General features: G+C 42.6%; 23 protein-coding genes. 10 read left to right on the top strand and 13 right to left on the bottom strand.

Going from position 1 to position 23,217, the window contains the following annotated elements; all coding sequences use genetic code 11:
- The first annotated feature begins 176 nt into the window (after positions 1-176).
- Positions 177-698 carry a signal peptidase I gene (lepB, locus tag HBHAL_RS08730; RefSeq protein ID WP_014643013.1) on the top strand — a complete coding sequence of 174 codons (522 nt, stop codon included), beginning with the start codon at positions 177-179 and terminating at the stop codon, positions 696-698.
- A 53-nt stretch (positions 699-751) separates the two neighbouring features.
- Here lepB and HBHAL_RS20835 read toward each other — a convergent pair whose 3' ends face one another.
- The 4 genes from HBHAL_RS20835 to HBHAL_RS08715 form a co-directional block, all read right to left on the bottom strand.
- Complete coding sequence (locus HBHAL_RS20835) at positions 752-895, bottom strand: YvrJ family protein (protein ID WP_087946067.1); 144 nt, start codon at positions 893-895, stop codon at positions 752-754.
- Positions 896-1,373: 478 nt separating this feature from the next.
- A complete protein-coding gene (locus HBHAL_RS08725) occupies positions 1,374-2,714 on the bottom strand; it encodes an IS4-like element ISHaha1 family transposase (protein ID WP_014641370.1) in 1,341 nt (446 codons plus the stop codon).
- A gap of 608 nt (positions 2,715-3,322) precedes the next feature.
- Positions 3,323-3,535, bottom strand: coding sequence for a DUF2922 domain-containing protein (locus tag HBHAL_RS08720; protein WP_041601297.1), 213 nt, complete (start codon positions 3,533-3,535; stop codon positions 3,323-3,325).
- 29 nt (positions 3,536-3,564) lie between these two features.
- Positions 3,565-3,789 carry a DUF1659 domain-containing protein gene (locus tag HBHAL_RS08715; protein WP_014643010.1) on the bottom strand — a complete coding sequence of 75 codons (225 nt, stop codon included), beginning with the start codon at positions 3,787-3,789 and terminating at the stop codon, positions 3,565-3,567.
- Between the two features lie 508 nt (positions 3,790-4,297).
- Here HBHAL_RS08715 and HBHAL_RS08710 point away from each other — a divergent pair.
- The 5 genes from HBHAL_RS08710 to HBHAL_RS08690 all read left to right on the top strand — a co-directional run bounded on the left by HBHAL_RS08710 (position 4,298) and on the right by HBHAL_RS08690 (position 8,936).
- A complete protein-coding gene (locus HBHAL_RS08710; protein ID WP_014643009.1) occupies positions 4,298-4,798 on the top strand; it encodes a DoxX family protein in 501 nt (166 codons plus the stop codon).
- Positions 4,799-4,937: 139 nt separating this feature from the next.
- On the top strand, positions 4,938-5,705 hold the full coding sequence (locus HBHAL_RS08705) for a carotenoid biosynthesis protein (RefSeq protein ID WP_014643008.1): 768 nt from the start codon (positions 4,938-4,940) through the stop codon (positions 5,703-5,705).
- Entirely contained in the window at positions 5,692-6,348 is a 657-nt protein-coding gene (locus tag HBHAL_RS08700; protein WP_014643007.1) for a lysophospholipid acyltransferase family protein, read from the top strand. Before HBHAL_RS08705 ends, HBHAL_RS08700 begins: the two co-directional genes overlap by 14 nt.
- Positions 6,349-6,366: 18 nt before the next feature.
- Complete coding sequence (locus HBHAL_RS08695) at positions 6,367-7,476, top strand: glycosyltransferase (protein ID WP_014643006.1); 1,110 nt, start codon at positions 6,367-6,369, stop codon at positions 7,474-7,476.
- Positions 7,473-8,936, top strand: coding sequence for a phytoene desaturase family protein (locus tag HBHAL_RS08690; protein ID WP_014643005.1), 1,464 nt, complete (start codon positions 7,473-7,475; stop codon positions 8,934-8,936). Before HBHAL_RS08695 ends, HBHAL_RS08690 begins: the two co-directional genes overlap by 4 nt.
- Before the next feature lie 428 nt (positions 8,937-9,364).
- Here HBHAL_RS08690 and HBHAL_RS08685 read toward each other — a convergent pair whose 3' ends face one another.
- From HBHAL_RS08685 to HBHAL_RS08675, 3 genes are read right to left on the bottom strand one after another with little or no spacing between them, the layout of a single operon-like run.
- Positions 9,365-10,201, bottom strand: a complete 837-nt coding sequence (locus tag HBHAL_RS08685; RefSeq protein ID WP_014643004.1) for a phytoene/squalene synthase family protein — start codon at positions 10,199-10,201, stop codon at positions 9,365-9,367.
- A 2-nt stretch (positions 10,202-10,203) separates the two neighbouring features.
- Positions 10,204-11,685, bottom strand: coding sequence for a phytoene desaturase family protein (locus tag HBHAL_RS08680; RefSeq protein WP_014643003.1), 1,482 nt, complete (start codon positions 11,683-11,685; stop codon positions 10,204-10,206).
- On the bottom strand, positions 11,682-13,166 hold the full coding sequence (locus HBHAL_RS08675) for a phytoene desaturase family protein (protein WP_014643002.1): 1,485 nt from the start codon (positions 13,164-13,166) through the stop codon (positions 11,682-11,684). Before HBHAL_RS08675 ends, HBHAL_RS08680 begins: the two co-directional genes overlap by 4 nt.
- Positions 13,167-14,139: 973 nt before the next feature.
- Here HBHAL_RS08675 and HBHAL_RS08670 point away from each other — a divergent pair.
- Positions 14,140-14,346: an RNA methyltransferase gene (locus HBHAL_RS08670; RefSeq protein ID WP_145956031.1), complete on the top strand. Its 207-nt coding sequence runs from the start codon at positions 14,140-14,142 to the stop codon at positions 14,344-14,346.
- Between the two features lie 77 nt (positions 14,347-14,423).
- Positions 14,424-14,555: a YjcZ family sporulation protein gene (locus HBHAL_RS20830; protein ID WP_087946066.1), complete on the top strand. Its 132-nt coding sequence runs from the start codon at positions 14,424-14,426 to the stop codon at positions 14,553-14,555.
- 92 nt (positions 14,556-14,647) lie between these two features.
- Here HBHAL_RS20830 and HBHAL_RS08665 read toward each other — a convergent pair whose 3' ends face one another.
- Together HBHAL_RS08665 and HBHAL_RS08660 are read right to left on the bottom strand one after the other, a co-directional pair.
- Positions 14,648-16,006: a TrkH family potassium uptake protein gene (locus tag HBHAL_RS08665; protein WP_014643000.1), complete on the bottom strand. Its 1,359-nt coding sequence runs from the start codon at positions 16,004-16,006 to the stop codon at positions 14,648-14,650.
- A gap of 134 nt (positions 16,007-16,140) precedes the next feature.
- Positions 16,141-16,566: a YwpF-like family protein gene (locus HBHAL_RS08660; protein WP_014642999.1), complete on the bottom strand. Its 426-nt coding sequence runs from the start codon at positions 16,564-16,566 to the stop codon at positions 16,141-16,143.
- 245 nt (positions 16,567-16,811) lie between these two features.
- On the opposite strand from HBHAL_RS08660, the gene HBHAL_RS08655 reads away from it, so the two are divergent.
- Positions 16,812-17,846, top strand: coding sequence for a zinc-binding dehydrogenase (locus HBHAL_RS08655; protein WP_014642998.1), 1,035 nt, complete (start codon positions 16,812-16,814; stop codon positions 17,844-17,846).
- A gap of 892 nt (positions 17,847-18,738) precedes the next feature.
- Positions 18,739-19,974 carry an IS110-like element ISHaha5 family transposase gene (locus tag HBHAL_RS08645; RefSeq protein WP_014642997.1) on the top strand — a complete coding sequence of 412 codons (1,236 nt, stop codon included), beginning with the start codon at positions 18,739-18,741 and terminating at the stop codon, positions 19,972-19,974.
- 227 nt (positions 19,975-20,201) lie between these two features.
- Here the strand turns inward: HBHAL_RS08645 and moaA are convergent, their stop codons facing one another.
- The 4 genes from moaA to HBHAL_RS21475 form a co-directional block, all read right to left on the bottom strand.
- Positions 20,202-21,212, bottom strand: coding sequence for a GTP 3',8-cyclase MoaA (moaA, locus tag HBHAL_RS08640; protein ID WP_014642996.1), 1,011 nt, complete (start codon positions 21,210-21,212; stop codon positions 20,202-20,204).
- 23 nt (positions 21,213-21,235) lie between these two features.
- The gene (locus HBHAL_RS08635) at positions 21,236-22,498 is read right to left on the bottom strand and encodes a molybdopterin molybdotransferase MoeA (protein WP_041601630.1); all 1,263 of its coding nucleotides are present in this window, start codon (positions 22,496-22,498) and stop codon (positions 21,236-21,238) included.
- Positions 22,499-22,649: 151 nt separating this feature from the next.
- Entirely contained in the window at positions 22,650-22,784 is a 135-nt protein-coding gene (locus HBHAL_RS21180) for a YrzI family small protein (protein ID WP_014642994.1), read from the bottom strand.
- A gap of 108 nt (positions 22,785-22,892) precedes the next feature.
- Positions 22,893-23,030, bottom strand: coding sequence for a hypothetical protein (locus HBHAL_RS21475; protein ID WP_158512366.1), 138 nt, complete (start codon positions 23,028-23,030; stop codon positions 22,893-22,895).
- Between the last annotated feature and the right edge of the window lie 187 nt (positions 23,031-23,217).

Here is a 23,217-nt window from a genome sequence, read left to right as displayed (position 1 = left end):
TTTTATATTTGTAAATGTAGTTGCCAAAACTTCTATTCAATCGACAATAATTTTACACATGTAAATTATCTGTTAAATCAATGCTTTCCTGTCTTTTCTTTTAAGTGGGATGTGATAAAATATAGAAGAAGTGAACATTATCTAATTCCATGTTCATGGAGAAAGGAAGATAAGAAGTGTCAGAGCAATCTAAGAACGAATGGCTCGAGTGGATTAAAGCCATCGTCGTAGCCATTGCGTTAGCATTCATTTTACGTACTTTTTTCTTTGCTACTTCTATTGTAGAAGGCGCCAGTATGGACCCGACACTTGAAAATGGTGAACGCGTCATGTTCAACAAAATTATTTATTACATTGATGAACCCGAACGGGGAGACATCGTCATTATTGAAAGGCCGGTAAAGAGTTATGTGAAGCGCATTGTAGGTCAGCCGGGAGATACGATTGAAATACGCGATCATACTTTGTTCATAAATGGGAAAGAACAAAATCAGCCCTACCTTAATCAAACAGCGATTCACGCCACTAGAGACTTTGGTAAAGTAGAGATCCCAGAAGACCACTATTTTGTGATGGGAGATAACCGTTCCATCAGTAAAGACAGCCGTAATGGACTTGGTTTCGTTGAAGAAAGCGAGATTATCGGTCGAACAGAGCTCGTGATTTATCCATTTAATGAGTGGGGTCTGACGAATTAATCAATAAAAAGACGAGTCTGAGAAGTGTATGACCACTTTCAGACTCGTCTTTTTTATTTGACCGAATAAATCTTTTCAGGCAGTTGATGAAGCGTTTCAATTAATAGATCAAGTTTTCCCTCAACGCGGTGCAGTAAATAAAAAGTTACCGCTATCGGGAAGCCGACATCTGTAATGAAAGGCAGCCAAGTTTCCACCCTGTTCACCTCCTTTTCACTTCCTGGTATGAGGTTTACATATGACTTTGCGAAGATTAAAACCTTATTAATACATAGCCCTTAGCATGTAAATCCTCTCATTACTCCAGATTTATATCTTCTATTTCTGAAAAGTTAACCCCTTTGATTTTCCTATAGTACTTATTCAACAATAGGACAGGATTGTTGAAGACTCAGTTTCTAGATAATTCGGGTCCGTTACGATATGTGGAGAAGGGCTGGTGGGGAAAAAACTCGCTTTCCTATGGCGGAACGGTGAGCTTCCTCGCTCGTTTCACTCCCTGCGGGATCTCACCTAGTTCCTTCTCCCATGGGAGTCTCGTCATTTCCCCATATCCGTCAAGCTAGTAAGTGAATAATTCTAGATAAGCAGTGGTCCAATCCTTCAATTACACATATTTCCAATCAAGGTTATATTGACTCCTAAAGGAGTCAGTAATAAAAAGAAGGGAATCTTTTATTTATAAGTTAATCCTAAAACATCGAACGGACTTTCATGTTTTTCTTTGTGGTCTTTCCTGCCGTGTCGCCTAGCGTTTTCGAAGATAGCTTCTAATATCTTTACGACACTCTTCGAATCAGATTTTATTGGAGACACTAGATATGGCAAAGCCTGTTTCACGATATCCATGCACTTATATTCACTTGCTTCTATTCGGTGTTTCCAATATAAATAGTGACGACACTGGAAAGTCACCATGGAAGAGAGAAGAATCTCAATTAACGTTCCATATAAATGACATTCCAATCGATCTTGATTTATTTTTCGGACATCATCCATTTCAAATAGGGATTTCCAAGCTTTAAATAAGATCTCTACCTGCCACCTTATGGAATACAAAGGGTAAAGGTCTTGAGCGGCCAAATCTTCCTGTGTTACATTGGTCACAAGGATTTGAATTTGAGTTCTTTGATTGGCAGAAAGGGTCTGGTGACCTTTCTGCCTTTTTAAATGTAACGCTCTTTCCCGTTGCTTTTGTTGTTGAAGCGTAAGCTTCTGAGCTACAATGCGAGCCACATAGGAACTTCGTGAATCTCCTCCCACTTTTATGAATCCATAATCAATGGTTTCTCCCGAAACCTTATGTTTCAGATCTTCCTCAGGCTTAATTTGTATCCAACCTTCTTTCGAACTCCCGGTCCAAAACTTGGTTTGGCTCGGCACTCTGCTAATGAAAAATGCCCCTTTACTCTCCATCTCCTTTATTAATCTTGCCGAATAATAACCTAAATCCCGTAACAGTAGATCCCCTGGTTCCAATGACTCCATCTGATCACGTGCGGCATCTTTATCACTTTTAGCTTCTGCTTGAATCTTATGGTAGAGTAACTTGCCCCTGAGCCATTCATATTCTAGTTGTACTTTAACTCCATGCCCCTGTACTCCTGGATAATCGGAGTAAGAGCTGGGCAGACGAAAAGATGTCGCATCCATAATTCTAAGGCGCGAGAATAATGAATGATGTTCCAAAACCGACGAAGTTATTTCCTGCTTATCGGCTAATTGCTTATATACTTGTTTTAGAAAGGAAACCGCTTTATCGTTAAAACGTTCATGCAAAGCTTGTTTAGAGATAAAAGTATGGAATTCGTAGGAGATTTGGCTACATAAGTTAGGTAAGGTGTTTTTGCCCACGGAATCTTTTAAGAGGGTGCATAAACTTAAGAATGCTTCTGGTTTAAGTTTACTGGTCCGTTTCAAAAATCCCGTTTCTTTAGCTGTTTGTCGTAGAGAATGATCTCCTAAAGTTTCTGTAATAGCTTGAGCCATAGACCGAAGGTGTTTACTAAGATCCATAAAATTATCCTCCTTTAGAAATTTCATCTAAAAGAGTAACGTTTATAAGGGAGTTACGAAATTATAGAGCTTAGCTTGACGGGTATGCGTCATTTCCCCACCAACCCCGCCGAGTGAGAATAACGGACGCTTTTATAGGAGAGAATGCTCTCCCTCCTAATCGGTCCTAAATGCTTTTATGACAGGCTATTTTACATCGTTATAGCATAAGAACAGCTTCATGAGCACATGCTTTTTTCTCATGAACCCGTTGATGTCTTAAATGGTTTCGAGTATCTGATCTGGCTAGGTACGTAGGGGGACGATGTAGACTCCTGTGGGATAAACATGATCGGTGAGACCCCGGAAGGCTTTAGCCTGAGGAGGCTCAGCACATATAAGAAGTTCGACTAAGACCGCCACGTCCTGTGGCAACGTCGAACGCCCCTGCGTCGTGCAGGGCCGGAAAGCGAAATCGTCCCCCTACGGACCTCCGCTCAAAAAATATCTCGAAATCAAGTCTTTAACAAACGGGAGCTTTAGTGGAAGGTTAGCCCTGTCCTTAAACGGATTTGCTTTTTTTAGAAAGACAGCCGCTATTTATCAAAAATAGCGGCTGTGCTCAATTATTAAATTTCTACATCAAATACATTGCGTTCCACAATGCGTGCTTCTTTTTTAGCGACTAAATCCCCGCCGCTTGTCGTAAAACAGTTCTCCAGCAGGATCGTGTCCATAACGGAATTAATCAGGGCCGGATCTGCCGGCTCAACAGGCTCGTCCAGGGTAAGGGTTACGGTACGGTTTTCTTCGTTTAAGAATTTCAACTCCAGCTTTTTCAAGTTCATTTCTCCTCTTCTATTCTATTTTTTTACAAATCAATCAAAATGGAATTATCATTGCGTTCAACCGCATACAATAGATGCTGTTGAAGAGGCGCCATTGCCGTTGCTACACGGTATAACTGATCTTCAGAAGCTGTGATTTTAATGTTGTTGAAAGACTTCGTACGAAAGATTGTGTTCCCTTTCTCATCCTGCCCATTTTCAAGAACGAGTTGAAGCTGTGAACGTACAATTTCAGTGCTTACTGCCATTATGTTTCACCTCCCTTCACTTCTATAATCGAAGGGAAGCTCAAATAGGTGTCAAAAAAAAAAAGATTCGCAGGATCAGCTTAATAAGCTTCTCCCACGAACCTTCTTCTTTCTCTTATATGATATGTCATTCCAAAGTTAAGTACATATTACCCTCGATCGAAAATACACATTCCAATGAGACCTAGTGACACAATTACACAAACAATGAACATAACTACTTCAGCCATATCCTCACTCCTTTCCTCTACACCTATTTTAGCAAAAAACAAACGAATTTGCTGAGTCTATTTTTAGTCGAAATGATCCTATCCATTCATTATAAAAGATTCACTTCCTTAATGAAAAGTAAACTACTAAAATTCATAGGACTGTCATAACTTTTAGACCACTTTGTGAATGATTGCACAAAGTATAGCACCTTAATGATTACTCTAATATACTATTGGTGTAAGCAAGAGATTAGCTAATCATGTGAAGTGTTGAACAAACTAAAGGAGTGAGTATTATGATTAATCAATGGATTCGAAACAATGAGAAAGCAGCCCTTATCTTGACCGTCATTCGTGTGTACTTAGGTTATACGTGGCTCACATCTGGATTAGGAAAAGTGACAGGAGGATTTGAAGTAGATGGCTTCTTAATGGGAGCCATAGGCAAAGCAGAAGGTGCTCATCCTGCGGTTCAGGGATGGTGGGCCATATTCTTAGAACAGTTTGCCCTTCCGAACCATGAATTGTTTGCTTTTCTAGTAATGTGGGGTGAAGTATTTGCCGGGATCGCTCTCATACTTGGATTATTTACGAATATCGCTGCTCTTGGAGGCATCTTGATGAACTTTGCGTTTCTGTTCAGTGGTACCACGAGCACGAATCCACAGATGGTAATACTGACTGTCTTCCTGTTAGTAGCGGGAGCAAACGCAGGTAAATACGGACTTGATCGCTGGGTTCTTCCTCATCTTCCTCGAAAAATAGCCTGGCCTAAAAGGAAAACGCTGGCCCATTAATCATTATTAAATATTGTTAAAGTCCTATGGCATATTCCATAGGACTTCTTTCTGTTTAATCCCCTATCCTTTGAGGTATGATTAGATAGAAAATACTTTACAATACATAACTTTTTTAATTCGAGAGCAGGGTGAACAGATGGACACAATCATTTATCGCTTTTTCATTTTCTGGTACATATGCGGCGTTATTTTACTTACATTCGACTTGCTTCCGCCCTGGCTGGAGTGGGCCAACAGTGTATTTTTAATTACTGCAGGCGTGATTGCCATTATTTATTTTATTCGTATGTACGGGGCAGCTGGAGGCGTGCTTTACAGTTTATTTATTATCGTTGTCAGTATATACGTCGAACATCTGGGAGTAGCTTACAATTTTCTGTTTGGCTCCTATGATTATAACCAGAATTTCGGATTAAAGATCTTCGATACGCCTGTAACCATTGGGTTCGCCTGGATGTTGATAATTGGCTGTTCTCATGAATTGGCGCGGGGGATTACGGAGAAATGGAGCGGCTTCTTCCGTCTTATCTCTTTCGTTATTACGGGTGGACTTCTTGCTGTGACCATGGATTTGATCCTTGATCCAGTTTCGTACAAAGTTAAAGAATATTGGATTTGGCAGGAGCCTGGAGTTTATTACGATATCCCCTTTTCCAATTTCATGGGCTGGTTTATTCTTGCCGCTATATTTCATGCCGTATTTCTACTATGGAACCCAGTAAAGGTCTCTCACTCTTCGCTTTGGCCGTCTCGTATGGCTCTTACGTTTGGCCTAATTATAGGGATGTTCTGTATCATGGCCATCAGTGGAAGACTGTTTGGCGCCGCTATTTTAGTTGGCTCTCTTGCCGCACTATGGTATATCATTTATTTTTGGAGGAAGAAAGGCTATGCTGAAAGCTAAAAAGAATTCATTCATTGAATGGGGATTTTCCAAGTTTAACCGCTTTCTATTGAAGTCACAATTTAAGCACATTAATGTATCCTATTCTACCCTGCCTGACGGGCCTGCCCTATTTTTAATTAATCATTCTACATGGTGGGACCCATTGATGATTTATCATTTGAATAAAGAGATCATTCGGTCCGATGGTTATGGAATGATGCATGAAGACGGGATCAGGCGCTTTCCTTTTTTCCGCAGGATTGGTGCTTTTTCCATTAACACCAACGATCGGAGACATCTGCTTCGATCGTTGAATTACAGTAAAGCGCTGCTTGAGCAAGGCAGCACGGTATGGATTTTCCCTCAAGGAGAGGAGCAGCATTTGGAGAAGCGCCCGCTTGAGTTTTTCACAGGGGTCGCCTACATAGCTAAGAAGTGTCCCACCGTCCCTGTCGTTCCGATTTCCATTTACTATTCGTTTGAACATACTAAAAAACCAAACGTCTACATTAAGATTGGGGAGCCACTGGATCGAGAAGTGTATGCTTCTTTAAACAGAAAAGAAATGACGCGTTATTTTGAAGAACGATCCACCGAACAACTGGATCAGCTGCGTGAAACGATTATACAGGAAGACCATCAATCGTTTAGAACCATGTAGCAGAAAGGAAGAGAGACCATGACCTTTTTTACCATTGTCCTGATGATAACGGTTCTTCTCAATCTGTGGACGATCCTAAACAGCTTTTTCTTACTGCCTTTAACTTCAGCTAAAAATTTAAAAAACGAGCCCCGTGTCTCCCTTCTCATTCCTCTAAGAAACGAAGAGGAAAACGTGGAGGGGCTGATGAACTCCATTAATAACTTGAGCTACCCTTCGCTTGAGGTGATTTTTCTGGATGACCATTCGGAAGATAAGACGTACGAGAAGCTCTTACATGAAACGAAAAATGATCCACATTTAAAGGTGCATCAAGGGAAAGAACTGCCGGATGGCTGGAATGGAAAAGTTCATGCCTGTTATCAGCTCTCCAAGTTAGCAAGCGGGGACTACTACTTATTTCTGGATGCCGACGCGCGCGTTGCACCTTCAATCATCGAAAAGACCCTTGCCACGATGGAAAAACACGGAGCTTCAATGCTAAGTGGCTTCCCTCATTACCCAAACGACCATTTCCTAAGTCATATGCTGGTACCGCTTCAGCACATGGTCGTGCAGCTTCATCTGCCTCTTGCTGTGGCTAATTTCACGAAACAACCGATGTTCACAGCGGCGTGTGGGATTTTTATTATGGTGGAACGAAACGCCTATGAAGCGATCGGCGGACACGAGTCCGTTAAAGGATCACTCGTAGAGGACGTGCACATCAGCAGGGAGATGAAAAAGCACGGCTATAAAATGGTGCTTGCCAATATTACACCTTCCGTCCTTTCCTATATGTACCATCATCCTAAAGAAACGTGGGCCGGTTTCCAGAAAAACATCTATACCGGATTAGGACGATCAGCAGCGCTGGTGGTTATCTTATCGCTGCTTTATACTCTCTTATTTCTTGTACCATTCGGATTTATCGCTGTGGCTTTTGTAGAAGGTAGCTGGCTGTATGTGCTCCCCTACTTATTAACCGTATCCTTTAAAATGTATGTCGATGCTCGCACAGGTCATCCATTATGGCTGTCCTTTTTCATCCCCGTGTCTATCGTTTTGCTTATTTTAATTATGATTTCCTCGATGACGGTACATATCAGGGGAAAATCCTATCAGTGGAAAGGAAGGTCTTACGAATGAAAGTTGCTATAGTCGGCGGCGGCTTAGGTGGGCTTTCGGCGGCTGTCACCCTGGCCAAAGCCGGAGCTGAAGTTAACCTTTTCGAAAAGAACGATCATTTTGGCGGGAAGATGATGCCTGTCAATGAAGCAGGCTATCATTTCGATTTCGGGCCGAATACCATCACCATGCCAGAGGCATTTCAAGATGTCCTTCGGCAGGGAGGTTTAGAAAAAGAACTCTCCTTTACTAAACTTACTCATCATACAAGAAACCAGTTTAAGGATGGCACAATCTTTGATCTGTCCTCAGACCGGCAGTATATGAAGCAGCAGCTCTACCGTCTGGATCAAAAAGGCTTTCAGAACTATGACGCCTTTTTACTGGAAATTGAACGCCTGTTTCATTTATCAAAAGAATATTTTCTTCATCGGACCTTTTCCGGGTGGAAGGATTACCTCTCTCCTTCCCTGGCGAAAGGGTTTGCCCAGGTGAGGCCGCTTGAGTCAATGGATCATTTTTTCAGAAGATATTTTTCTCACCCCGGCATCATTCAATCTCTTAACCGTTATTCTACCTATGTAGGCTCGAATCCCTACGTTACACCGGCTACATTTGCCATGATTGCTCACCTGGAATTAAATGACGGAGTTTACTACGTCCCTGGCGGAAATACGAAGATCGCAGAAAACATGGCGAACGCTGCAGAAAACCAGGGAGCTCAGCTATATAAGAACACACGAGTAGAAAAAATCTTAACCCATAACAAACAGGCCACTGGCGTGATGGCTGGAGGCCATACTTACGAAGCAGACTATGTGATCGTGAATGGAGACCTATTACAATCCGTTCCAGAATTAATCGATAACGAAAAGCGCGCCTCATTATCTGATAAAAAGATCCGTTCCTTCGATCCTTCTATATCCGCTTTCGTTATTATGGCTGGGCTGGACACTACTATGCCGGACCTACATCACCACCACGTTCTTTTTTCCAGGAATTATGAAAAGGAATTTTCAAGTTTAAAAAATGGCCAATATCCTGAAGAGCCTACCATCTATATCGGAACGTCTGCTAAGTCGGACTCGACTCTTTCCTCTGAAGGAGACAATTGTTTCATCCTGGTTAACGCCCCGGCGCTTGGCACTTCAACTGAAATAGATCGGGAAAGGTATAAAGAGAAGATTTATGAGGATTTAGCGCACTCCGGACTCCCGATTAAAAACCACGTATCTTTCGAAAAAGTGATCGGCCCTGAGGAAATTGAAAGCCGCTTCGGTGCATATCGTGGTTCCCTTTACGGTCCCTCTTCCAACCGCCGGCTCCAGGCGTTTATGAGACCATTCAATCAGTCTCAGGATTTCAGCAATCTGTACTTCTGTGGAGGCAGTACCCACCCGGGAGGCGGCTCTCCAATGGTCGTTCTCAGCGGCCAAAACGTAGCCAACCAGATCCTTGGCAAAATTGTTCATCCCGAATAGGAAAAAGGTTCTGATAAAAATTATTATTGATTTTTCATAAGAGGCTTATTACGCAATAGGGCCGTTATCTGTAAGAGTCAGTTTCAAGATGAATTGGGTCCGTTACAAGATGAGGAGGTGGCTGGTGGGGAAATAACTCGTCTTGTTCCATCACCCAGACACTCGAGACATAAGCCGTTCATCAACGGACGGAAAAACCACCATCCTTTTGATGCTCGGCTTATGCTGGTCGTGTCTTTCGGGGTGATTCCACATTTGGCCCTACACGACGTAGGGTCGATCGACCCTGCATCGTGCAGGGCCGGAAAGCGAAATCGTCCCCAGGAGGATCTTCCTCATAACCAATATCTCGAAACTGAGTCTTACACAAACGGGAGCTTAACGTAATTATCCTCACGGAAGTTTAATAGAGCCAGAAAAAAAGCAAATTATTGCATTTCCGCAATAATCTGCTTTTTCATTTGATCAGATACGTAGTTTCGCTTCCCAAAGACCTGATAATCGTTATTTCTCACTGTTTGGATGATGGCCCGGTACATTTTCGCAGCTCCTCCTACAGGAGTTCTTGAATAAACGGGGTACTCCGGCAGAGTAGCTAATGCATTACGATAGTAGTGCTCAGCATCCTGGGCTAAGTCTTCCCAGAGCTGTATAAATGCTTCATTTACCTTCTTGTTATGAAGGTCTGTACGAGTATAACCATATTCGATCATCATCTGTTTAGGGATATAAATGCGATGATTATCCAGATCTTCTCCGATATCCCTCAGGATATTGGTGATCTGCATCGCATACCCAAGTTCAATGGCACCTGTTTTAACTCTGGAGACTTTACCGGGGGCAAGCACAGGTAAAAGCATAAGCCCAACCGTACTTGCGACATGATAGCAATAATGAAGGAGATCGTCTTTTGTATCAATCGTTTTCGGATATAAGTCCATGCGCTGACCGACAATCATCTCATAAAAAGGCGCCGGATCAAGAGGAAAACGTTCAAAAGCATCCTGGAGAGCAATCCAGCATGGGTCTTCCGTTTCAAGCCTGCCCTCCATAAAAAGATCAAACTCTACAGCAAATGCTTCCAGCTCTTCTTTCGGATTTTCCCCTTCATCCACAATGTCATCGGCCCTTCGACAAAAGGCATAAATGGCCCATACAGCCCTCTTCTGATGTTTAGGGAGCATGGCGAAAGCTTTCGAGAAAGTCTTGGAATGTTTCTCTATTATGTTTTTGCAATGGTCATAAGCATTATTCAAGTCCATCATCTCTAAACACCTCGCTTATAATTATGCCTTTCTTCAGAACCATTTTGCAAATGATCCGCTAGCAGCTTAGCTCCCTGCATGACTATGGGGATGCCTCCTCCAGGGTGAATCGAGGCTCCAACCGCGTATAGATTCGAAAGAGAATACGGCTTTAGCTGAGGGCGGAAGACGCCTGACTGAAAGAGGGTTGGGGCAATACCGAAGCTTCCACCTCCATAAAGACCGTCTCTTTTGGCTTCTTCCGGTGTCCTCACCTTCATCCAGTTCATATGTTTCCTTAATTCCGGAAAACCTCTTTCCTCCATCTGCTGAAGCACGTGGTCAATTAATTGATCCTTTTTACTCCAGTCCACGTCGTCTCCCGCGGGCACAGGTATTAAGGTATAAAGAACCCCTTTACCAGCAGGCGCTAATGAATCATCAACGATCGAGGGATGAAATGTGTAAAAAGAAGGATCATCAGGCAGCTCTTTCGTATCAAATACCTGCTTCATATGCTCGTCAAAGTTTGAAGACATGAAAAATTGATGGATCGTGTGATTCGGATAGATCTTATCCAGTCCCATGTATAGAAGCAGGCAGCCGGATGAAGGTGTATAATTCCGTTTGTGCTGCCGTTCCTCAGGTAGTAATCGATCCATGGTAGGAAAATCCCCATTCAATATAAGTTCATCTACCTCGACCTCTTTATCTCCAGCTGTAATAGACTTCACCTTAGAGTGCGATGTGTGAAGCTGTTTGACTTCGGCACCGGTGTGAATCTCTACCCCTCGTTCTTTGAGACGCTCGACAATCAAATCGACCAGGTGAGCATATCCGCCTTTCATATACCAGATCCCGTGTTCATGTTCGCTGTATGATACCAGCGAATACATTGCCGGAGACTGCTCCGGGTGGCCGCCAATATAAAGAGTCTGCAATGTATAAGCTTCCACCAGCTGCTCGTCTGCAAAATAGCTTCTCATCATCTTCTTAACATTTTGATAAGCTTTCAGCTGAATCAACGTTTTGATATTCTGCCCGGAGAAGAAACGGCGTTTGTTTACAAAGGACTGCTCTAAAAATTGAGATTTCCCTCGCAGAAAACGAATTTTCATATCTATAAGAAACCGGTCAAATTGCTTCTCACTTCCAGGGAATTTGGCTTTCAATTCCTGCTTTTGCTGATCAGGATCCGAATATTTAGTAAATGCACTCCCATCTTTAAACCGGATATCATAAAGCGGATCACAGGCAATGAGCGGAATATCTTTTCGTTCAAAACCGCCTTCTTCCAATATAGTGAGAAGCATTTCCGGCAGCAGAACGATGGTCGGCCCCTGGTCAATTTTGTAAGGCCCATTTCTTTCATAGGTCAGACGCCCACCAAGATAATCGTTCTTTTCAAAGATGGTAATTTTCCTATCCTTATCTTTGGAAAGAAGCAGTGCTGTTACTAAGCCGCCAATTCCGCCCCCTACAATAGCCGTTTGGGTTTGCTTCATGAGGTTTCCGCCTCCTCTCTGATCCACCCTGTTGTTATTCTGGCTGATTCAAGGATGGTGGGCAGCCCGCTCCCCGGATGTGTGCCCCCGCCGACAAGCCAGCAGTGGTCTAATTCCTGAAAGCGGTTGTGGGGCCGGAAATACATCATTTGAGAAAGCTGATGGCCCAGGCTGAACGTAGCACCTTTGTGAACAAAGTGATCCGTCTGCCACTGTTTAGGCGTTAACACTTTTTCTGTCACAATATGATCACGAATGTCATGGAACCCAGTTTTACTTTCAAGCTCATCAAGGATAAGATTTTTAAACGTTTCCTGCTTTTCATCCCAGTCGATTTCAGAGTAATTGTTCGGGACAGGGGCTAAGATGTAAACAGCCGAATGACCCTCTGGCGCTAATGTATCGTCTGTCACACTTGCGTTATGAATATAAATCGACGGTTCGTCGGATAGAACAAGATCTTTCGTCATTTCATCGACATTTTTCTTATAATCTTCCGCGAAGAGAATCGTGTGGTGAGGCATCTGTTCATAAAGTTTATCCAATCCAACATAGATCATAAACGTGGAGCAGGAATATTTTTTCTTAGCCAGATTTTTCTCAGAGTATTTCTTCAGCTCATTCCCCTCCACCATATGACTCATGGCATTCGCGAAATCAGCATTTACGATGACCTCGTCTGCTTCAAATTCTTCTCCGGATTCAAGTTCAATCCCAACGACTTTTTTACCCTCTGTTTTAAATTTGCGGACGCCGTTCCCCAGGTGAATCTGTCCTCCATGTTCCTCGGTCACTTTTGCCATCGACTTGGAAAGCTGGTTGACTCCGCCTTTCGGATGAAAGACTCCATACTCATGTTCCATATAAGAAAGAATCGAAAAGGCTCCCGGACATTCCCATGGTGACATGCCTAGATACTTGGCCTGAAATGTAAAAGCGATTTTTAATTTTTCATCTGTAAAGTATTCGGATAATACTTGATAGACCGACTTTCCGAGCGATAGCTTAGGAAGTGCTTTCAAAGCCCGAAGACTTACATAATCGGTCAGCTTGTTATGGCGCGTCTGAAGCAATGGAAGCAGGGCATCCATTTTCTTTCTCGTATCGTTCATAAAGCGGACGTAGCCTTTTTCGTTTCCTGGGAAATGCTTGGAGATCACGTTCAGCATTTTCATGCGATCACGGTACATCGGCACCCGCTTCCCATCGAATTGCAACTCATACATCGGTGCAAGTTCGATTAAATCCATATAGTCATGAGCATTTCTGCCGGACATTTCAAATAATTCCTCAACGATATGAGGCATACTCAAAAAGGTCGGACCTATATCGAATGTATAGTCACCTAAAGAAAAATGACCATTTCTTCCTCCGACGAACGGTTGTTTCTCAAATACATGAACATCGTAACCTTTTGAAGCGAGGATCATAGCCGAAGCTAATCCTCCAGGTCCTGCTCCTATCACTGCCACTTTCTTCATCGCGCCCACCTTCTCTCTATATAACGGCTAATCTAAAATCATTATACAAAATATCTACGCGGCAAACGAATAATATCCTTTATTCGATGTGCTCAAAGCCCTTCTTTCGTCTTACTGAAAATTAAAATCCTTGCGCAATCCGTTATTATTTAGGCTTTGTTAAACTTCAGTGTTGATTTTAAAGTTAAGCTCCCATTACTTGAAGACTTGATTTCGAGATCTCTCGTGAGAGGGTTGGGTCCTGCGGGGAACGACTCGCTTTCCGGCCCTGCACGACGCAGGGTCGTTCGACGTTGCCACAGGACGTGGCGGTCTTAGTCGAACTTCTTATATGTGCTGAGCCTCCTCAAGCTAACGCTTTCCGGGGTCTAACCGATCATGTTTATCCCACAGGAGTCTCCCCGTTCCCCTCCGGACCTGGCCGAATCTTATACTCGAAACCATTTAAGACATCGACGGGTTCATGAGAAAAAAACATGTGATAATGAGGCTATTTTCAAGCTATACCGGTATGGAATAGCCTGTCATAAAAGCATTTAGGACCGATTAGGAGGGAGAGCATCCTCTCTTATAAAAGCGTCCGTTATTCTTACTCGGCGGGGTTGGTGGGGAAATGATGAGACTCCCATGGGAGAAGGAACTAGGTGAGATCCCGCAGGGAGTGAAACTAGCGAGGAAGCTCACCGTTCCCCCATAGGAAAGCGAGTTATTTCCCAAACAGCCCTTCAGAAAATATCGTAACGGACCCAAATTATCTCGAAATCGAGTTTTCAACTACCCGACCCTATTGTGTAATAAGCCTCTTATGAAAAATCAACAATAAACTTTAACAGAACCATTATTTATGAAAAAACCATAGGAAGAACATCCCCTGGCGATGGTATGTAAATGATTCTTTTCGCCGCTAATCCTAAGACTCCTTCATAATTTCTTAAGATTCGCAAATAATATGCAAGCAAGGAGGCTGATGGTGATGTACGCTAACCAAAGAATCTCAGGACCCTATTTCCCTTCTCACGTGACATCTTCTCCTGATCAGAAAAGGTTGATCAATGAGCAGTTGAACCACTGGTGTGAAGAGATTGAATGCAGTGAACAAGCCTTGAACGATTCCCAAAAAGAATTCCTTCACCAAAAGAGCAAAATTATAAAATTAGCTCCTTCCACCTTTATGAATTAATCCTCTCTAGGTGAATAACCATACACATATGCCGCCTCCTGCATACGCTGAGTATGTAAACAACAGGAGGTGAGCTTATGTACGGAGGCTATCCTTACGGCGGAAGACGTTGCGGAAGATATGGTGGAGCTGGTTATGGTAACAACTTTGCCTTGATCGTCGTATTGTTCATTCTATTGGTAATCGTTGGTGCAGCATTTTACTGCTAATGTAAAAGAATGATCTTCCTTAGATATAGATCTCGGGAAAATAGATCAATTCGAACAAAAAAAGCGCAGCCTGATGGCTGCGCTTTTTTGATTTAACCAATGATTAACCTCTCTTTCGGATAATGGTAATCCCCTTTTGTTCTGTCCTTTTGGAAAGAGAACAAGAAAGTCAATATACCGATTCTCCCAAGGAACATGAGAAGCATTAATACAAATTTCCCAAATGTAGTCATGCCCGGTGTAATACCTAACGAAAGCCCCACTGTTCCAAACGCAGAACACACTTCAAACAGAAGTTCATTTAAAGTAAACGGTTCACTGATCGATAAAGCCATTAAAGCAATAAAGCAAAGCAGCAAGGCCATCATCATGACCACAACGGCTCTGTTTAAATCTTCATTATGAACCTCTCTTCTAAACAAACGAATCCGGCTGCCGCCTCGGGCGAAGGTTAAAATGAATATGACAACAAGAGCAAAGGTAGTGGTCCGTATTCCTCCTCCAACACTGCTTGGAGATGCCCCGATAAACATTAACGAGGACATAAATAGCTGCGTCTGTTCTGTAAACTGATTAATATCCATGGTTGAAAGCCCGCCACTTCTTGTCGTGACCGACTGAAACAGGGCATAGAAAAATACTTCATGCCAGTCTTTGCCGGCAAAGAAATGATTAAACTCCAGGAGAATAATCATACCCGTCCCCAGCAGAACAAGCACAAAAAAAGTGAACGTGGTTAATTTTGCAAATAATGAAAAACGAATCGTTTTTACATCATTGTTGTTAAATAAATACTGCTTGACTTCAATAAGTACAGGAAATCCGATGGCTCCTGCAATAATTAAAATCATATTAATAAATTGGACAAAATAGTCATCCTTAAATGGAATGAGTGATTGTCCGGTGATATCAAAACCACCGTTTGTCATAGCACTAATGGCTCCAAAAAAGCCTTGTAAATAAGCCTCGCCAGGATCATAGTACTGAAGGTAATACGTCCCGAGGGTTAAAAAACCGATAAATTCAATGAGAAGTACCACGAGCACGATTTCCTTGACCATTTGGACCATTCCCTGGAAGGAAGTCCGGTTTTGGTCTGTCATAATGAGACGCCGCTCTTTCAAGCCTATTTTTTTCCCGAGCACAAGCCAGATCAACGTGCCGAGTGTCATAACTCCAATTCCGCCAAACTGTAATACTAACGCTAAAATAAATACCCCGGTTGTACTAAATGTCTCCGCCGTCGGGACCGTCGTCAGACCTGTGACACTCACGGCGCTGACGGCTGTAAATAATACGTCTATGAAATCCAGTTTTACGCCCGGTTTATGGGCGACAGGTAAAGCAATTAGTATAGATGAAATGGTAACCGCAATTAGATAATATATGGCAATTAATTGAAATGGCGATAATTCATTCAGCCAGCGCAGGCTCTTTCTTCTCACCCACATACGATATCTCCTTTAACATGCTGTTTCCGACTTAATGATTGAACACCATTCCTATTATAGCAGGGTAATTTGTGATTTTCTTTACCCGATTTAATTTTTCGCTCTAATTCCTATGTAAGGAGGCGTGGAGCGGATTACGAAGAGGATTCTTCCGCTTTTTTCTTGAAAGCAGCCAGAAGTTCTTCATTCTGGTATCCTTCATCCATAAGCTGACGCAGAGTCTTCTCTATTTGCTCCTGTTGGCGATTCACAATCGACCCCATAAAAATAACATTGATATGATCCCCAATTACATTTGTATCAATCGGTGTCACTAGAAACGTAGCTGGCTGGTTACTCGGTTTTGTAATTTTTACCTGAACCATAATTTCCTCATTGTGGTTGCACATACTTTGGAAAAAATCCTGATAGCTTTGATCCACATACGCTTCGATGATCCATCGTCCATGATCATCTTCACGGTTAATAATGAGTCCATCCAGCAGTTTAATCCGTCTTTGAGTAATATCTTCGTTTTTCTCTTCTATGATATCCAAAGAAATTAATTTAAAGGTTTTCATGGAAACTCCCCTCCACAAACACATATTACCTTTATTATAGAGGACGGTTACGATTTGAGCAAAGGCTGAATGATTTTACCAGATAAAGTTTGAATCAGCCTATGATTAATAACGACTCTGCAGCGTGCAGGTGCAATAGTGAGACTGGTTAGCCATCAACCAAACTCGCAGATTGGATGAACAGCTCAATTCCGTGTAAGCTAAAAGAGACAAGCTAAGAATACAAACTGGGAGGTAATGTTGTGATGAAAGCAGTTCAAGTTACTGGATATGGGGATGTCGATCAATTAGAAGTGGTGGAAAAAGATATTCCGGAGCCCAAAAGTAACGAGGTTTTAATTAAAGTGAAAGCCTGCGCGATTAACAATACCGAAATCTGGATGAGAGAAGGTGCATACGGAACAGGAGGCAAATCTGGCTGGCGCCCGGAAGGTGTTCAATTCCCTCGAATACCCGGTTCCGATATAACAGGAACCATTGAAAAGGCAGGCAGCGAAGTAGATCAGCATATGATTGGCAGGGATGTCGTGGTTTTCCCTTTTACTTCAAGCGGAGACGAAGGTAAGGAACATATAGCGGAAGATATGTCTTTCATTGGTTCAGAATACGATGGGGGATATGCGGAATACGTCGTGTGGCCGGCAGAGCTTTGCTTTGACATGCCCTTATCTGACTACACCGATAGCGCCGTGTTCTCTGTCAGTGGCATGACAGCATGGCACATGATCGAACAGCTTCAGGTACAGCCTGGAGAAACGATTATGGTAACAGGAGCCAATGGAGGCGTGGGTTCATTAAATGTGCAGATTGCTTCTCAAGTATTTGGTGCCAAAGTTATCGCCATTGTAGGCGACTTAGCATTGGAAGAAAGATTGAAAGAACTTGGTGCAGACCATGTTCTCTCTTATCGTTCTGAGCGACTGTCCGAAGAAATCCTGGAGGCAAACGGGGGACCGATCGATTCTGTAGTGGATGTTGTCGGAGACGCTTTGTTTTCTACTTCTCTGGAAGTATTGAAAAAAGGCGGGAAATTCTGTACTTCTGGATCTGCCGGTGGGCAGAAGACAGAATTGGACTTTCGCACGCTCTACTTGAAACATATTACTCTCTATGGATCCGTACTGGGAACAAGAGCCGAGTTTAAGCGCATGCTTCAAGCCATTTCAGAAGGTAAAATTAAACCCGTGATTGACCGGACGTTTCCTTTGGAAGAAGCAAGAGAAGCACAGACTTACTTTAAGCAAGCCGGCAAAACCGGAAAGATTGTTCTGATTCCATAGTAAAAGACTTTTGTAAATCCACGATGTACAATCTACAAGTAAAGCTCCCGTTTGTTGAAGACTTGATTTCGAGATATCTGTTGAGCGGAAGGTCCTTCGGGGGACGATTTCGCTTTCCTGCCCTGCACGACGCAGGGTCGTTCGACGTTGCCACAGGAAGTGGCGATCTTAGTCGAACATCCCTTGCGCGGAGCCTCCTCAGCTTCGCCTTCCGGGGTCTCCCCTGTCATTTTCATCCCACAGGAGTCTTCATCCTCCCCCTCCGGACCTGGCCGAATCAGAAACTCGAAACCATTTAAGACATCGACGGGTTGATGAAAAAAAAGCATGCGATCATGAGGCTATTTTTATGCTATAACAATGTGAAATAGCCTGTCATAAAAGCATTTAGGACCGATTAAAAAGGAGAGCATTCTCTCCTATAAAAGCGTCCGTTATTCTCACTCGGCTGGGCTGGTGGGGAAATGGCGAGACTCCCATGGGAGAAGGGACTAGGTGAGATCCCGCAGGGAGTGAAACGAGCGAGGAAGCTCACCGTTCCCCCATAGGAAAGCGAGCTATTTCCCCACCAGCCCTTCTTCAAATATCGTAACGGACCCAATTTATCTCGAATTCGAGTCTTCAACTATCCGGCCCTTTCGTATTATAAGGTTAACCAGAATTCTAGATATTTCTGGTTGACCATTTTTAATATGGTCTTATTATTACAGTAGCCAGGGTAGAACGCCCCTGCCCGTGGGACTTAGATCCCGTCAGCTAAACCGTTCACCCCCTACTGGTAGAAACATGTTTGAGGCTGGTTGGGACAAGATCCCGTATAACAAGCGAAGCTATGATACTACTAGGAGGACTAGGGGTTACTGGCAAGATGAATCTGAGGAGGAGATATAGAATGAATCCAGTCGTGGGTCTGGATGTTTCAAAAGGAGAAAGTGAGGTTCAGGCCTTTTTAGATAAAGGAAAACCTTACGGTAAAAGTTTTAGCATCAAGCATGACCTGGATGGACTAGGCTCACTACTTGAGTTTATGGAAGGTGTAAAAGATGCAACAGGCATTCAACCTTCGGTTGTACTAGAAGCTACTGGACACTATCACGCACCAGTGGTGCAGTTTCTGGAGCAACATAACTATTTATTGATTATTGTTAACCCTTTGATCTCTCATAGAGCTAAAAGCTCAAGTTTACGAAAAGTTAAAACGGATGCCATTGATGCTTATCGTCTTTGTGAGCTTTACTACAAAGAAGATTTAGAACCTTATAAAAGACGCGGTACTCAGCTTTTAAACTTGCGTAATCTTACAAGGCAACACGAGAATATTACGGGAATTTATGTGCAAACCAAATTACAATTTCAAGCAGTACTGGATCAAATATTCCCTGAATATAAAGGGGTTTTTGGTGACTTATACTCAGTGGTGTCTTTACTTGTGTTAAAGGAATTCCCTTCATCAGAAGACATTTTAGCTGTTAGCCAAGATGCGTTAGCTGATAAAATCAAGGAATTCTGTAAGAGTCGGTCTAAGAGATGGGCAGCGGAAAAAGCTCAGGAACTTAAGAAAGCAGCTGCACGGAACCCATTCAAAAAGACACTTTATCAGAGTCATTTACTGAGTCTTGGTATGTATATCAATATGCTTCTTCAATACAAAGAGCATCTATCCAGATTGGACTCAGAGATAGATGCTCTCGCAAAAGAAGTTGAAGAATATAAGATCATCCAATCTATCCCTGGTATTGGAGAAAAAATCGCTGCCACGATTATTTCTGAGATTGGGGAGATAGACCGGTTTAATCACCCTAAAAAGCTAGTAGCATTCGCAGGAGTTGATCCAGAAGTACATGAATCAGGTAAGTTTAAGGCGACTTTAGTTCGGATTACAAAACGTGGTTCAAGCCGACTACGTCATGCCCTATATATGGCCGTTAGATCTGGTATTCGTGATTGTCGCAAACAAAAAACAACAGCCGAAATTATCCCTAGAAACAGAAAATTAAGAGCGTTTTACGACAAGAAGCGAAAGGAAGGCAAATTATATAAAGTAGCCGTCATTGCTTGTGTAAATAAGCTCTTACATTGGATTTATGCTTTATTAAAAAACAAAACCACTTTCCAAGATATAGCGTAATCACTATTTCCATCTAAATAATACAAAACCTTCCAATCAAACATTTGAGGAAGGTTATTTGCCATGCGCATTTTTAGTATAACATGGGTTACCTTAAGTTTTTATTGAAAAATGTTGACAAACTATTAGCTGGTTTAGCTGAAGATCTATCTTATTAAGGTTTATAAAATTGTTTTGCAAATCCTAGTAAAAAAGCCGGATACCCAGCTCGAGGGTATCCGGCTTTTTCAGCCACCGATATACGACATTTCAATTTTCTTCTTCGTTGGTTTTCCATTGGCACGGTCAATTGAATATTGGTCATCTCTTCTCGTCCATATTTTTATAAGATTGGAAATAATCGCTTCATCCGGCTCCCCGCCCCTCAGCAACTCACGAATATCATGACCTTCTGAAGCAAAGAGACAGGTGAACAGCTTTCCATCTGCTGAAAGACGTACTCGCGTGCAGCTGCTGCAAAAAGCGTCTGTAACTGAAGAGATCACGCCAATCTCTGCCTCGCTTCCTTCATAACGATACCTGGAAGCTACTTCTCCAAAATAATTCGCGTCAAGCGGCACTAAAGGCAGTTCCTGATTAATTTCTTCAATAATCTCTTTTTTAGAAATGACAGAACCCATATTCCAGCCGTTATGATTTCCTACATCCATAAATTCAATAAACCGCAGTGTGTCACCTGTTTCCTTGAAGTAACGTGCCATCGGAAGAATCTGACTCTCGTTCATACCTTTTTTCACAACCATATTGATCTTTATTTCAAGCCCTGCATCCCTGGCGGCTTCTATTCCTTTAAGTACGGGACTGGTTTTAATCCCTCTGCCGTTCGTCTGCTGAAAGACTTCATCTTCAATGGCATCAAGACTTACGTTCACACGATTAAGACCCGCTTCTTTGAGTTTTTTCGCCTGTTTAACGAGGAATACGGCATTAGTTGTTACGGCAATGTCCTTAATCCCATCTATCTCGTGTAATCTTGCCACCAGTTCATGAAGATCCTTCCTCATCAGAGGCTCTCCTCCCGTTAGACGGATCTTCTCGACTCCAAATTTCGAAAAGATTTGAACAAGCCGGATGATTTCATCGAAACTTAGAAGCTCGTCCTTTGGCAAAAATTTATAATCATCACCGAAAATTTCTGCCGGCATACAGTACGTACATCTAAAATTACATTTATCAATAACAGAGATTCGCAAATCCTTCATTGGGCGTTCATGCTGGTCTAATACATAATCGGTCATACCTTCACTCCTTCTGTGTCTTATCAGAAGCTCTCTTGTCCTGTCTGATCTTCTAGTAAAAGGGCTTCCACGTTGTCTCCTTTCTCATAACCCCGCGTACCTCCTGGGAGCATAATGAGCACATTTGTATGGGCAAGCGAAGAAACAACGGCGGACTTGTCCATACCGACCGGGTCAACGATCACCCTTCCCTCCTGGTACCGCAAGTACCCTCGCACAAACCTGGTAAAAGGATTGGGCTTTTTAAAATCTTTTCCTAATGTAGCTTGAATCCGTTGATGAAAGGGTTCGGACCGCCCTAAATAAGAAAGAATGATGGGATAAGTAAACAACTCAAACCCTACATAGCAGGCGGAAGGGTTCCCTGATAATCCAAACAACAATTTCCCCTGGTAAGAAGCTACCGTCGTCACACTTCCTGGTCTCATGGCTACCTTATTAAATAACACGTCCGCTTCTAACTTCTCATATATATCAGGCATTAAATCATAATCTCCGACCGATACGCCGCCCGTCGTAATTAATACATCCACCTTATCTAAAGCTTCAGATACAGATTGATAACAAACATCAAAGTCATCTTCCAGCTTTCCAAAATAATGAGCTTCTCCACCTGCACGCTTCACTTGAGAAACAATCATGTAGGCATTGGAATTACGTATCTTCCCAGGCTCTAGAGGCTCATCAACATCCAGTAATTCAGTTCCGGTGGCGAACACGCCTATAACTGGCTTTTTATATACATTCACATCGCTATAGCCAAATGTGGCCAGCAGAGCTTTTACTCCTGGGTTAACCTTCGTGCCTGCTTCTACCAGCACGTCACTTTCTTTGGTTTCCGATCCTTGTTGGATAATATTCTGATTTACTTCCATAGGACGCTTTAAAGACATCCAGGACTGGCCATCCTGTTCGTACGTCTGACATATCTCGAACATAGCTACGCAATCGGCACCTGAAGGAATTTCTGCGCCCGTCATAATACGAACGGCTTCTCCTTCCTTTATTGGCCGGCTGGCACGATGGCCGGCCCCTACCGTTTCCGTTACCCGAAACTGACCGCTTTTTTCCTTTGATAGCCCTTCTGTATCTTCGGAACGTAATGCAAAACCGTCATACGGCGATTTATTAAAAGGAGGAACCGGGTGTGTAGCTACGATATCTTCTGCCAAGGTGCGGTTATCGCAAAACTCCAGAGGAAGAATTTCACCCTCCGCCTTCTTTTTATAGTTCATCACCGAATTCACTGCATCCGGTACAGGCATAGGTTTTCTATGTAAACTCATGTCAACAAAGCCTTTCTGTATAAAATTTCTGCAGAACATCTTTTCCTGACCTTAACGGATTTGACAGTTTTTTTCAAAGGTTTAGCATCCTAAATCCCGTAATACCGTAAAAAATGACAATCCCCCAGCCAAAATGACTGGGGGTTGCACCTTATAATGAAGTATATTTTAATTTTGTTTGATTAATTTGTTCTTCAATTGCTTTCGACCTTTGGAATGACCTTTCTCGTTCTGCCCGGTCCAGCTTTTGGATATAAATCGTAAAAATAAGCACGTTGATCCGCATGTTTCCCCCTCCAATACTACGTAACTAAGCGGTATCCTTCTCGTCGTTTAACCAATCCATAAATTCCATCCTTAGTGTGCTGCTCATAATCTTTCACTCCTTTTTAATTTACATGTAATGGATAAATGAGGATTTCCTGTCAAGCCATTGCTCTTTTGCAGACGGATGGTATCCGGGCAGTGGCGCGTAATTCTCTTCCTGGCGTCTACTTACTTGAATCTTAAAAATAAACAAGTGGATCGTCATGTTTTCCACCTCCTACATTAGTGTATATTTATATCAAAAGAGTAAAATTACTCTTTGATAGCATAATAAAAAACCACAGGTCCCCTGTGGCTTCGTTTTTAGCAAACGATATCGTGCTTTCATTAAAAAAGCCACAGGAATACAATATGCGTAACCTGCGGCTGTTATGAATAAAATGATGAAAAAG

Source organism: Halobacillus halophilus DSM 2266 (assembly GCF_000284515.1).
Classification (GTDB): domain Bacteria; phylum Bacillota; class Bacilli; order Bacillales; family Halobacillaceae; genus Halobacillus; species Halobacillus halophilus.
This window is presented reverse-complemented; position numbering and strand designations above follow the sequence as displayed.